This is a genomic window from Thermodesulfobacterium thermophilum DSM 1276, assembly GCF_000421605.1.
Classification (GTDB): domain Bacteria; phylum Desulfobacterota; class Thermodesulfobacteria; order Thermodesulfobacteriales; family Thermodesulfobacteriaceae; genus Thermodesulfobacterium; species Thermodesulfobacterium thermophilum.
Window position 1 is genome coordinate 60602 of record NZ_ATXI01000009.1, and the last position, 12764, is coordinate 73365.

The window sequence follows — 12764 nt, forward strand, 5'->3', positions numbered from 1 at the left end:
ACAATGATAGAAAAGTTCACTTCTAAAGCCTTATTAGCCAATTTAGCCTATACTTTTGTAGAAAACGTAGAGTACGACCCTAAGTATAATGTTTTCCCAGAAATTTATGCTAAGTTTCCAGCTCTTAGGCAACAAATAGAAACACTTTTAAAAGAGGCCTTCCATCCTTATAAAAATAATCTTCTTGTTTTAGAAGAACTTAGAAGTTACTTTTTAAAGAACCTTTCGATTTTACTTAAACATCCCTACAGAAACAGGGCTTACTGGTTAATTTTTGACCTTTTATTTAAGTTTTTTGGAAAAGACCAAGAAACTAACATCAAAACCGCAGAGACTATTTTTTCTATACTTGATAAAACAGCAGACCTAATCGACCAAGAAACTTTTTACGAGCTAATCCCTGTTTTAAAAGAAATTTTAAAGGCCATAACCAACCTTCCAGAAGAATATTTTCTAAATTTTTTAGAAAACTACTATTCTTTTAAACGTTTAGTTCAAAAACTGAGCAAACTTTCTTTTTCCCGAGAACTTGAGTTGGTTTATATAGACCTTCTTAAAAAAACTTATATTTCAACCTATACTTTTTGGGGAAAATTAGCTAAAACCTGTGAGGCTAATCTTATACAAAACCCCTCGGACATAAAACTTAAAGAGAATTTTTTAACCTCAACCTATTTTGAAAGTCTCATCAACTCATTAACTGAAAAATCTGTTACCTTATCTCATCTTTTATCTCTTCCAGATCATTTAGACCTACTTAAAAAATTAAAAAATTTTATATCTTCTCTCAATCAACTGAACCATTACAATATTTCTGACGAACTAAAAATCAATTTTCTTTTTGATTTGATAAAAGCCCCCATTCTTAAACTCATCCATGAAGAATTAATCAGAGAAGTAAACCATAATTTAATCTTAATGATTAACTCTAAACCTTACCAAAACTTAGACGAATTTATCAGAAAATTTTTTGATATTCTAAAAGAAAAACTCAACCTTTATCCACGGACTGCCCTTGAATGTATTAAAAACATAGGGATTTGTATTCTAAACAAAAAAGAGGTTTATCTTATAGAAGTTTTGATAAATGAAATCATAAAGGTTGGGTTTCAACCTCCACAGATCAAAGGAATAGGTTTAAATTGGAAGATTATCCAAAACCCGCACCATCTCCTTAACATAAAAACTTGGCTTGAGATTTTTAAGGTTAATCCTGAATGGTGTAGTAGTCTTTTGGCTGCTATGATCTTAAACCTAAGACTATATGGAATTTCTATCAAAGATACAGATCTTTTTCAAAAAGAGATTACCCACCTACTTAACGCTCCTATCAAACCGGTTTACAACCTTACCAAACAGTTTTGTAAACTACTACCTGTTTATTACAACGAAATCGGAGCAGAAGGTCTTATAAGAGACATATCTACAGAATTAGATGAACTCTTTAACAGGCAAGATTCTTTAATCCATTTTTTAAGAAAGTTTATACACATCGAAAACTCAAGCTTAGCAGTTGAATTCATAAAAGATATTCTTAAATACTGGTTTACCCTGGAAGATAGACATATTTTAAAATATTTACCAGAAATACTTCATAACAAGTTAAAAAATGAAGAAATTGAAATGCATATCAAAATGCAAGGTTTACTTCAAGCTGTTTTTCAGAAAGCAAATTTAAAAAATTTTGAGGAACTTTTAAACATAGACCTTTCATCTTTGGAAAAAATCCTTAAAGAAATAGACTTTGAAGAAACATATAAAAAGAAACTTTATCTTACGGTTTCTTTGTACCATTTAGAATATCAGAAGTATTTTGGGGTGTTAAAAGACATAAATCTTTTGTTAACCCAATACGACGAAAAGGAATTTCCTTTTATCGCCGAACTAAAAGAGCTTTTACAAAAAGAGCCTCAAGATTTATATGAGGTTTTAGAAAAAATCTTAGCTTGGATGTCTGACCTAAAAGAGATTATCCTGTCTAAGCAGACCTATCCTCCTATAGAAGAAATCCTTCAGAAAAGACATGTAGCTGCCGACATTCCCTCTATGTACGGGAGATATAAAGAAAAGAAATTTGATGCCTTAGGACTTACCTTTCGTCTGGAATACCTTGCCAACCTTTTATTTGAAAGGCTTATAGAAAGGTTTGACCTTCAGTTTATCACAAGAGCCTCTTTCTTTAAAATTCTTAAAATATTAAAACTTTTTAAAATGGCCTTAGACATCGATGGGATTTTTTCACAAAAATTTGAATCCTCGTTAAACCTTCTTGAATATTCTTTGAAAAGTTATCCTTTAACCTATAATCAATACCTGGACATTTTTCGTGGATTATTAGAGGGGGTTCAACATATAGTAAAAGTTTACTATGTAAACCCCTTTCTCAAGGTCTTTCCCTTGGTATTTCAAACACTAAGTGAAGAAGAAATTTTAGAAAAGTACAGAAAATGTTTCTGTGGTTTAGAAAAAGAGCAACGTTATTTTTGTATAAGTGAGGTAGTAATAAAAGACCTTATAGGAGAGGCTTTTAGTCTAACCCATCTAGACCGTTTTCTTAAAAAGATCTACGATATACTTTCTTCTTATTTAGAAAAGATAGCTAAAGAGGACTTAAACCTATTAATGAGCTATGACCCCAGAAGAACCCTCTCTTTTATACATAAACCCAACAAGTTAGTAACAGACTTGATTTATCTCGGAAACAAAGGATACATTCTTACGGTGTTAGCTCAGGAACAAGAAATAAAAAACAAAATACCCCCAGGTTTTATTCTAACTACAGAAGTGTTTAGATGTTACCCTCTTATAAAAAAATATCCTGAATTATGGCTTGATTATACTGAAAAAATTGAACAAAATATCAAGATGTTAGAAGATATTTCTCAGAAAGTTTTTGGAGGTAAAGAAAATCCTTTAATATTAAGTATAAGAAGCGGGGCAGCCCTTTCTATGCCTGGGATGATGAATTCTATCTTGAACGTAGGATTAAATCTTGAAACAGTAGAGGGATTGGCCAAGGTTTCTGGGAATACATGGTTTGCTTGGGATACATACCGCAGGTTTATTCAAAGCTGGGCTATGGCTTTTGGGGTACCTCGAGATTTTTTTAACCATCTTATGCGAGAGCATAAACGAAAGTATAAAGTAAAGAAAAAAAGGGAGTTTAGCGGAGAACAGATGCAAGAACTTGCGTTACTCTACAGGAAAAGTATTCAAGAGTTAGGAATTCCGGTCATCGATGATCCTTGGGAACAGCTTTTTAAAGGAATTGAATTGATTTTAACCTCTTGGTTTAATGAAAAAGCGAAGTCTTATCGGGAGATAATGCAGCTTTCTGATGAATGGGGAACGGCTGTAATCGTTCAACAGATGGTTTTTGGAAACATAGGCGACCAAACAGGTACAGGGGTAACACTTACCACCTCTCCTGTAGGCAAGTTTCCAAGAATTCTTCTCTGGGGAGATTATACCTCCTATAATCAAGGAGAAGACATCGTATCAGGTTTGGTCAACGCCTACCCAATTTCAATAGAACAAAAGAAAATAGAAGAAAGGGAAGGCCCTTGTTTGCAAGAAGCCTTTCCAGAGGTATATAAAGCTTTACTTGATTTAGCCTATTATCTTGTCTATGAAAAAGGATGGGGGCACCAAGAAATAGAGTTTACTTTCGAAGAAAACTCCTCAGACTCTCTTTATATTTTGCAAGTAAGAGATATAATTCTAAGAGAAGAGAGAGATATTCCTTTCTTCTCTAAGGAGTTGCTTAAAAATTTAGAGTATATCGGAAAAGGGATAGGAGTTACAGGGGGTTTAATCTCAGGAAGGATAGTTTTCGGTTGGGAAGACATCGTAACCATGGATACAGGAGACCCTTTGGTGTTAGTAAGATATGATACCGTACCAGACAACATTAGAGAAATCCACAGAGTAGATGGAATCCTTACGGCAAGAGGAGGGCAAACCTCTCATGCTGCTATCGTAGCCTCAAGATTAGGTAAAATCTGTGTAGTTGGCTGTGAAAACTTAAGCATAGATGAACTAAAAAAAGAGGCAAGGATTAATGGCCACAAACTAAGGTTAGGAGAATGGATTACGTTAAACGGTATAACCGGTCAAGTTTTTAAAGGAAAAATCAACCTTTTAACCAAGGCCTCTAAATATAACACTATAAAATAGGAGGGTGCTATGAAATTAGGAATAAATGGATTAGGAAGAATTGGAAAACTTACTTTGTGGCATCACATAGCAAGAAAGTATTTTGACGAAATCGTAGTAAATGTAGGGAGGGAAGTTGGAACTTCGTTTGCTGATATCGCAAGCTATTTAGAAAAAGACAGCACCTATGGATGGCTTCCTGTATATCTTTACGGGCATAAAGGTAAAAGAGTTATCGAAAATTTAGACGAAAAACAAGGAACGATGTATATAGACGGTATTAAGGTAAAAGTCTTGAGAACTAGTAGGAATCCGAAAAACATAAACTGGAGAGAAGAAGGGGTAAAACTGGTGGTCGATTGTACTGGAAAGTTTAGAGACCCAAATACAGACCCGGAAGATTCTAAAGGTTCAATTAGGGGTCATTTTTTAGGAGGAGCTGAAAAAGTAATTCTTTCGGCTCCTTTTAAAATTAAAGATAAAGAAAAAGGCATCCCAGAAGACGCAACCACAATAGTTTATGGAATAAATGAAGAAGTATATCAACCTAACAAACATAACCTTATTTCAGCTGCTTCCTGCACCACTACTTGTTTAGCTTATATGATCAAACCTCTTTTAGACTATTTTGGGGTAGATAGAATACTTTCTGCCTCGATGGTGACAGTTCATGCTGCTACAAGTTCTCAGGTAGTACTTGACCGTTTACCTAAGGAAGGGGCAAAAGATCTAAGAAGGATGAGAAGTATCTTTAATAATATCATCCTTACCACTACAGGGGCTGCAGAAGCTCTTAGTTTAGTCATACCTGAGATGAAAAAAGTAGGTTTTATGGCAGAAAGTGTAAGAGTTCCGTTAAACACCGGAAGCTTGATCATCCTGACGGTTAACATCCAAGATGAAAGCATAGAAAATCATATAGATAGAGAACTTATCAACAACATTTATAAAGAGGCAGCCAATACTAAATACAAAGACTTTTTGATTTTCACCACAGAACAAAACGTCTCTTCTGACATCATAGGATATCCTAAAGCAGCCGCGATAATAGAGGGAAGTGAAACCCATACCAGAACTGCAGCTGCCAAGGTAGACATCTGTAAAGCTCTTCCAGAAGGTAACACCACGATATGCACTCATGTAGAGATACCCATTACCCAAGTGGTGGTTAACGGTTGGTATGATAACGAGCTCGGTTCTTACACCAACATGTTAGGGGAACTGACGGTTTATATAGCTGAAAAGATGATTTAGGCGTGGTTAGTGTCAGTTATGATTAGAAGAAAAGGTAGAGAAATAGCTTTACAAATTTTGTACCAAAAAGAACTATCTAACGTCTCTATAGAAGAGGCTATAGATCTTTATAAAAAATTTCTTAACATAAACAGTCCAGAGGCTCTAAAGTTTGGAGAAAATTTAGTAAGAGGTATTGCTGAAAACTTAGAGTTTATTGATTCTATAATAAGAAAATATACCCCTTCCTGGCCTTTAGAACGGATAAATGTTACAGACAAAAATATATTGAGAATAGCGGTATATGAAATGTTTTTTAGACCTGACATTTCTGAAATAGTTTCTATCAACGAGGCAATAGAGATAGCGAAGATTTATGGTACTGATGATTCGCCAAGTTTTATAAACGGGGTCTTAGACAGCATCTATAAAAAAGAACTAAAGGCGCATAAAAATGAAAAAGCCTAAGATAATAACCATTGACGGACCTGCAGCCTCTGGGAAAACCACCATAGCTAAGCTTTTGGCTAAATCCCTTGGATATTGTTTGTTAGAATCAGGGGCTTTTTATAGGTTGGTTACCTACCTTCTTTTAAAACACAATCTTTACGAAAAATTTATCCAAAAAAACTTAAACCTTATAGAAACATTAAGCAAGCTTTTTTCTTCGGTGAAGATAAACCTTACGGCTGAGGCAACACAAATTTTTTACGAAGGAAGGGAAATAAAATCTGAACTCAGAGAAATCCAAGTAGAGGAAAGAGTTTCTGTAGTAGCTTCTATACCAGAAGTAAGAGAATTTATCAACGATTTTTTAAGAAAGTTGGTGGACAACCGTTTAGTAGTAGCAGAAGGGCGTGATATGGGAAGTGTGGTTTTTAAAGATGCTGAGGTTAAAGTTTTTCTTACAGCTGATGAAAGGATTAGGGCTGAAAGAAGATTTCAAGAGAAAACCGAAAAAGAAAGTCTACCTTATACCCAAGTGATAGATAGTTTAAAAAAAAGAGACCAGCTTGACAGCACAAGAAAGGTAGCGCCTTTAACTGTCCCTGAAGGAGCTTTGATTTTAGATACCTCTCACTTAACCCCTGATGAGGTATTAACCAAAATTATTCACCACTTAGAAAAAGTATGAAGAGTGATTTTTTGAGTATAGAGGAATTTATAAAAAAAGAAAAGGAAAAAGCTCGTAAACTTAAACAAACAAGATGGTGGAGAAGACAGTTAGAAAGAGGAATATGTTATTATTGCGGAAAAAGAGTAGGTGCGAAAAAACTTACGATGGATCACAAAATTCCTCTTTCAAGAGGAGGCACCTCAGACAGGCTCAATATAGTCCCTTGTTGTAAAGAATGTAACAATAAAAAAAAGTATCTTTTACCTTGGGAATGGGAAGAATACATTAAAAAACTCAAATCTGAAAAAGGAGATGGAGAATGATATGTGCGGAATAATAGGGTATATAGGAGATAGACCGATCATTTCTGTTTTGTTAGAAGGTTTAAGAAGGCTTGAATACAGGGGTTATGATTCAGCAGGGATAGTGTTTTTAGAAGACGAAGAAATAAAATTAGTTAAGACTAAAGGAAAAATCTTAAACTTAGAAGAAAAACTCTTTAATGATTTCCCTAAGAAAGCTAAAGCTCCTGGGTTAGGACATACCAGATGGGCTACCCATGGAGAACCTTCTGACGAAAACGCTCATCCTCATTTTGACTGTCACAAATCTCTAGCCTTGGTGCACAACGGCATCATAGAAAATTATTATGAATTAAAAACTAAACTTATAGCTAAAGGTCATAAGTTTTACTCAGCAACTGATACTGAAGTGATTGTGCACTTAATAGAAGATTTCTTAAACCAGGGAATACCACTTAAAGAGGCGTTTTTTAAGGCTCTAAAAGAACTAAAAGGGGCCTATGCTGTGGCTTTGATTCATAAAGAAAATCCTGATTTTATTTTGATTGGAAGAAATCAAAGTCCTGTAGTAATAGGTTTAGGGAAACAGGAAAATTTTGTAGCCTCTGACATCCCTGCTCTTTTACCTTTTACTAAAGAAGTTTTGTTTTTAAACGATGGGGAAGTAGCTATACTTAGGAAAGATCAAGTAGAAATCTATGATTTATCAGGCAATCCTGTTGCAAGAGACCCATATTATGTGACCTGGGATATAGCCTCAGCTGAAAAAGGTGGTTTTGACCACTTTATGCTAAAAGAAATCTATGAGCAACCTGAAGCCATAAAAAACACGATGTTAGGAAGGATTGATTTAGATAAAAACCAGATTGATTTTTCTCAGGAAGGATTAGACCAAAAATTTTTAGAAGGAATACAGCGATTTTATGTCGTTGCTTGTGGTACCTCTTATCATGCTGGATTGGTAGCAAAATATCTCATAGAAAAGGAGTTAGGCCTTCCTGTAGAGGTAGACATTGCCTCTGAATTTAGGTATAGAAGCCCTATTTTAGACGAAAAAACCCTTTTTATAGGAATTTCACAATCAGGAGAAACAGCTGATACCCTTGCTGGATTACGTTTAGCTAAAGAAAAAGGTGCTAAAACCCTTTCCATCTGTAATGTAGTAGGAAGTACCATAGCTAGAGAGAGTGAGGTAGTATTGTACACTAAAGCTGGGCCTGAAATAAGTGTGGCTTCTACTAAGGCTTTTTCTACTCAGGTTTTAACCTTTGTCCTCTTTACCTTTTATCTAAAACAGCTATTATTTGGAGAAAATAAAAAAAAACAAAAAATCGAGGCTTTAATAAAACTACCCTCCCAATTAAAAATTTTTATCGAAAAGGTCCATTCTAAAGTTAAAACTTTGGCTCAAAAGTGGTATCAAGCACAAAATGCACTTTATTTAGGAAGAAATATCCTTTATCCTATAGCCTTAGAAGGTGCCTTAAAACTTAAAGAAATTTCTTACATCCATGCAGAGGGTTATGCAGCAGGGGAGATGAAACATGGACCTATAGCCCTGATAGAAGAAAAAGTTCCTACTGTAATCCTTGCAGCCAAAGAAATGGGCATTGTTTACGAAAAAACTTTGTCTAACGCTGAAGAAGTAAGGTCACGTAGAGGGCCTATTATCTCATTGGTAACCGAAGGGGCCAAAGAATTCCAAAAAATTTCTGACGAATGCATAGAAGTTCCCTTGACTTTCTATGAATTTTTACCTATTTTTTATGTAGTTCCTCTTCAACTTTTAGCCTATGAAATAGCTACTTTAAGAGGTTGTGACGTAGATAAACCAAGAAACTTAGCCAAAAGCGTAACAGTTGAATAAAAAAGATAGGAGTAGGCTTATGGAATGTAATAGGGATAAAAACCTTAAAAATTGTAATTGCTCTTATGATCCCTGCCCTAAAAAAGGGATTTGTTGTGAATGTTTACATTACCATAGAAAGATGAGACAACTACCAGCTTGTTTTTTTCCCCCTGAGTATGAAAAAACCTATGATAGAAGTTTTGAACTTTTTGCTAAATTAGTTTCTGAAGGGAAGGTATAGGACATGGAAAGCAAAGTGTTGGCAGAAATAATCTTAAAGTTACTTGAAGATAAAAAAGCAGAAAACATAGTGCTTATTGATGTAAAGGATAAAGTAGACTATGCTGACTATTTTATCATATGTAGTACCCATTCAACCAAACATACCCAGGGGCTTTCAGACTATATTTTGTTTGAATTAGAAAAAATAGGTATCAAACCTTTAGGTATAGAAGGAGCTGAACTGGGACAATGGATAATTCTTGACTTTGATTCTGTTATAGTCCATCTTTTCTATGAACCTATACGTCAAGTTTATGCGTTAGAGGATCTTTGGATGGATTTTCCTCTTCCAAGGAAACAGGCTCAAGAACCTTATCTGTTAGATACTCAAGAGGAGTTTTAAACAGTATTTCTTCTATTTTGGTTAGAAGTAGGTCTAGGTTATCTCCTCTTTTGGCTGAGACAGGGATAGCTTTATATCTATGAGAAAGTGCTTTTATTAGTTGAAACTCTGAAGGAGGTAAAAGGTCAATTTTGTTAAAAACCATCAACAAAGGATAATGTAAAAGTTCCATCTCTTCTAAAATTTGATTTACGGTTTCTATTTGGCTTTCAAAATCCGGATTACTTATGTCTACGATGTGAAGTAATAAATCTGCTGAGTATAATTCTTCAAGGGTGGCTCTAAAGGCTTTTTTTAGGTCTTCTGGTAGGTTTCTTATAAAACCTACGGTGTCTGTGATAAGAAATACTTGATTGTTTGGAGTTCTTATAGCTTTGGTTACAGGATCAAGGGTAGCAAAAAGTTTATCTTCTGCCAGATATTGACTCTTAGCCAAAGTATTAAACAAGGTAGTTTTACCTGCATTGGTATAACCTATCAACGCAACGGTCTTAAAAGCTAATTTTTTCCTGCGTTTTCTTTTTATATCTCTTTCTTGAGAAATCTTTTCTAACTCCCTTTCTAACTTAGCAATACGGTCCTTTATCCTTCTTTTATCTATTTCTAACTTAGTCTCTCCCGGACCTCTACCTCCTATACCTCCAGTAAGTCTGGAAAAAGCATCGTCCTTAGCCCTAAGTCTTGGAAGAGTATATTTTAGCTGAGCTATCTCTACCTGAATTTTTCCTTCTTTAGACTTTGCTCGTTGAGCAAAGATATCTAAAATAAGTTGGGTTCGGTCTATAACTCTTAAATCAGTACTTTCGGTAAGGGCTCTTACTTGAGAGGGAGTAAGCTCTCGGTCGAAAATCAAAAGATTGGCACGGTTTCTCAAGGCAAGAACCATCACCTCAAGAAGTTTTCCTTTACCTATTACATACCTTGGGTCTGGACTTGGCTTTTTCTGAACTATTTCTCCTACTACCGTTACTCCTGCGGTACGGGCTAACTCTCTTAATTCAAATATCCTTTCTTCTAAATAAGGATCGTTAGGTTCTCTTAAAAAAATAAGAATAGCCCTATCCTTTTGTTCCTCTACCTCTTTAAGTGGTTTTACCCGTTCGAGCTCATCTTCTAAATTTTTTATAAGCTCTAAAAAATTTTCTTTTAACTCCCAAACATAACAGGGTCTTAAAAAATAAAAAAATTGGTTTTCTTTGTCTGAAAGAGAACCTCCTGCAAAAAACTCTGGATCAGGGATAATATGAGCTATATGAATTTTACCTGGTTCTCCGTTCGGATGAACTTCTAAAGCACCTACTAAATCGAGTCTTAAAAGAGCTAGGTCTATCAAATCATCTTGATCAAGCTCAGAATGGGTAATTTTAGAGGTTAGAAGATGGGTATGAATAAAGCGCAACCCCTTTAACCTTGCGATGTGATCACGATATCCTCTTAATTCTGGGAGTTCAATACGATTAAACGTACCCACTACCACATAATCTATCTCACCCTTTCGATTAATAAGAAGTCCTACCTGACGGTTTAGGTCTGCTGAAACCTTAGCCAGTTCTCTTGCTAATTCATGAGAAATAATAGACGCAGGAGGGACTCTCCTTCTATAGAACCTTTCCAAATTTCTTAATTCGCTTGGCTTTAAACCTACGGTATGTCCGAATACGTTATATCCCATACCTCCTCTTTATATTTCTCCATTTTGTTTAAAATTTTAATACACATTTAGCGTGTTTAAAGTCTATAGCATTAAAATAAAAAAATTATCTATCTCAATTGGCCAAAAATTATTATAGCCTTTATTAAATTTTTTTAAATTTTGGAAATCAAGGAGGTTTTTAGTATAAATTTTAAGTATATAAATTTTTATAATTAATAAAATCTCTGTTCTTATCTTGATACTATCATAAAGTTGGTTTAAAATATTTTTAAAGTAAAGTATAAAAAGTTTGAGTAAAAATTAGATGATAGTAGTTACAGTAAAATGTTTTAAATGTAGACGTACCTTTGACAAGGTTTTCCCTGATAGTGAGCTTTCTTTTATGTCAAAAACCATAACCTGTCCTTTTTGTCGGTCTATCAACACGCAAAAAGTAATGGTTAGGCAAGTACCTGACGAAAAAGAGGCTAAATGCGATTTTATCATCGAATGTCTTAAAAAAGGCTGATAGTCCCATTTAACCCTGCTTGAAAGCAGGGCAAAAGTTTCATACTACTTAAAACCACTTACTACTTAAAACCACAAAATTAATAAAACCTTGACCTAATTTACGATTACTTTTAGAAACTTCTTTTTGCCTATCCTAAAAACATACTCTCCTGTTGAAAGATTTAGCTCCTCTTGAGTTAAAACTTCTTTATTCAAATCTATAGCCCTCTGAGCTATAAGACGCCTGGCCTCAGAGTTGCTCTTTACTAACCCTTGATCTTTTAAAAGTCCTGGTACCCATACCTTGCCTGCTGGTATTACCACCGTAGGCACCTCGGTAGGTAGCTCTTTTTTACTAAACACTCTTTCAAACTCTTCTTCTGCCTTAAGGGCTGCCTCCTCTGAATGAAACTGGGTAACGATATACTTGGCCAACCTCTTTTTTACTTCCTTGGGATGTAACTCTCCTTTCTCTACAGAAGCTTTCATGTTATCAATCTCTTCTTCCGAAAATTCGGTAAGAAGTAGATAGTATTTCCACATAAGTTCATCTGGTATAGACATAAGTTTTCCAAACATTTCATAAGGTGGTTCCATAATTCCTACGTAGTTACCAAGGCTTTTACTCATCTTTTGGACACCGTCAAGCCCCTCTAATATAGGTAATGTAAGGATAACTTGAGGTTCTTGGCCATATTCTCTTTGAATGTCTCTTCCTATCAATAGGTTAAAAAGTTGGTCGGTACCTCCTAACTCTACGTCTGCCTCAAGGGCTACTGAATCGTAGGCCTGAAAAAGAGGATAAATAAGCTCATGAATACTTATAGGAAGTCCACCTTCAAACCTTTTTTTAAAGTCCTCTCTTTCTAATATCCTTGCAACGGTATATTTAGCACATAACCTAACCATGTCTTCGGCAGTCATTTTAGACAACCATTGACTATTAAACACAATCTTCGTTTTTTGGGGGTCTAAAATCTTAAAAACCTGTTCTTTGTAAGTTTTAGCGTTTTCTAAAACCTGTTCTTTAGTAAGAGGAGGACGGGTCTCAGACCTACCTGTTGGGTCACCTATCATAGCAGTAAAATCACCTATTAAAAAATAGACTTCATGCCCAAGGTCCTGGAATTGTTTCATCTTTCTTAAAAGCACCGTATGTCCAAGGTGAAGGTCAGGAGCTGTAGGGTCAAACCCTGCTTTTATCCTAAGAGGTCTCCCTTCCTTATTGGCCCTCTCAAGTTTTTTTATTAACTCATCTTCTTCTATCAAATCAACCGTTCCCCTCTTAATAAGTTCTAATGCCCTTTTTATCTCATCATTCATAACTCCCTCCACTTCTT

11 protein-coding genes are annotated in these 12764 nt (G+C 35.0%); 9 read left to right on the plus strand and 2 right to left on the minus strand.

Features of this window, described 5'->3' with window-relative positions:
- The first annotated feature begins 3 nt into the window (after nucleotides 1-3).
- From H529_RS0105620 to rsfS, 8 genes are read left to right on the plus strand one after another with little or no spacing between them, the layout of a single operon-like run.
- The gene (locus H529_RS0105620; protein ID WP_022855555.1) at nucleotides 4-4176 is read left to right on the plus strand and encodes a PEP/pyruvate-binding domain-containing protein; all 4173 of its coding nucleotides are present in this window, start codon (nucleotides 4-6) and stop codon (nucleotides 4174-4176) included.
- 9 nt (nucleotides 4177-4185) lie between these two features.
- The gene (locus H529_RS0105625; protein WP_022855556.1) at nucleotides 4186-5409 is read left to right on the plus strand and encodes a type I glyceraldehyde-3-phosphate dehydrogenase; all 1224 of its coding nucleotides are present in this window, start codon (nucleotides 4186-4188) and stop codon (nucleotides 5407-5409) included.
- Between the two features lie 18 nt (nucleotides 5410-5427).
- The gene (gene nusB, locus H529_RS10325; protein ID WP_022855557.1) at nucleotides 5428-5856 is read left to right on the plus strand and encodes a transcription antitermination factor NusB; all 429 of its coding nucleotides are present in this window, start codon (nucleotides 5428-5430) and stop codon (nucleotides 5854-5856) included.
- A complete protein-coding gene (gene cmk, locus H529_RS0105635) occupies nucleotides 5843-6523 on the plus strand; it encodes a (d)CMP kinase (RefSeq protein ID WP_022855558.1) in 681 nt (226 codons plus the stop codon). Before nusB ends, cmk begins: the two co-directional genes overlap by 14 nt.
- On the plus strand, nucleotides 6520-6828 hold the full coding sequence (locus H529_RS0105640; protein WP_022855559.1) for an HNH endonuclease: 309 nt from the start codon (nucleotides 6520-6522) through the stop codon (nucleotides 6826-6828). Before cmk ends, H529_RS0105640 begins: the two co-directional genes overlap by 4 nt.
- 1 nt (nucleotide 6829) lies before the next feature.
- On the plus strand, nucleotides 6830-8674 hold the full coding sequence (gene glmS / locus H529_RS0105645) for a glutamine--fructose-6-phosphate transaminase (isomerizing) (RefSeq protein WP_022855560.1): 1845 nt from the start codon (nucleotides 6830-6832) through the stop codon (nucleotides 8672-8674).
- Nucleotides 8675-8693: 19 nt separating this feature from the next.
- Nucleotides 8694-8897 carry a DUF6485 family protein gene (locus H529_RS0105650; protein WP_022855561.1) on the plus strand — a complete coding sequence of 68 codons (204 nt, stop codon included), beginning with the start codon at nucleotides 8694-8696 and terminating at the stop codon, nucleotides 8895-8897.
- Nucleotides 8898-8900: 3 nt separating this feature from the next.
- Nucleotides 8901-9281: a ribosome silencing factor gene (gene rsfS / locus H529_RS0105655; protein ID WP_022855562.1), complete on the plus strand. Its 381-nt coding sequence runs from the start codon at nucleotides 8901-8903 to the stop codon at nucleotides 9279-9281.
- Here the strand turns inward: rsfS and hflX are convergent.
- Nucleotides 9178-10953: a GTPase HflX gene (gene hflX / locus H529_RS0105660; RefSeq protein ID WP_022855563.1), complete on the minus strand. Its 1776-nt coding sequence runs from the start codon at nucleotides 10951-10953 to the stop codon at nucleotides 9178-9180. The two genes, rsfS and hflX, sit on opposite strands and share 104 nt — an antisense overlap.
- A 286-nt stretch (nucleotides 10954-11239) precedes the next feature.
- Between hflX and H529_RS0105665 the strand changes: the two genes are divergently transcribed.
- Complete coding sequence (locus tag H529_RS0105665; RefSeq protein WP_022855564.1) at nucleotides 11240-11443, plus strand: hypothetical protein; 204 nt, start codon at nucleotides 11240-11242, stop codon at nucleotides 11441-11443.
- A 95-nt stretch (nucleotides 11444-11538) separates the two neighbouring features.
- On the opposite strand, the gene tyrS is transcribed toward H529_RS0105665, so the two are convergent.
- Nucleotides 11539-12747: a tyrosine--tRNA ligase gene (gene tyrS, locus H529_RS0105670; protein WP_022855565.1), complete on the minus strand. Its 1209-nt coding sequence runs from the start codon at nucleotides 12745-12747 to the stop codon at nucleotides 11539-11541.
- Nucleotides 12748-12764: the final 17 nt, after the last annotated feature.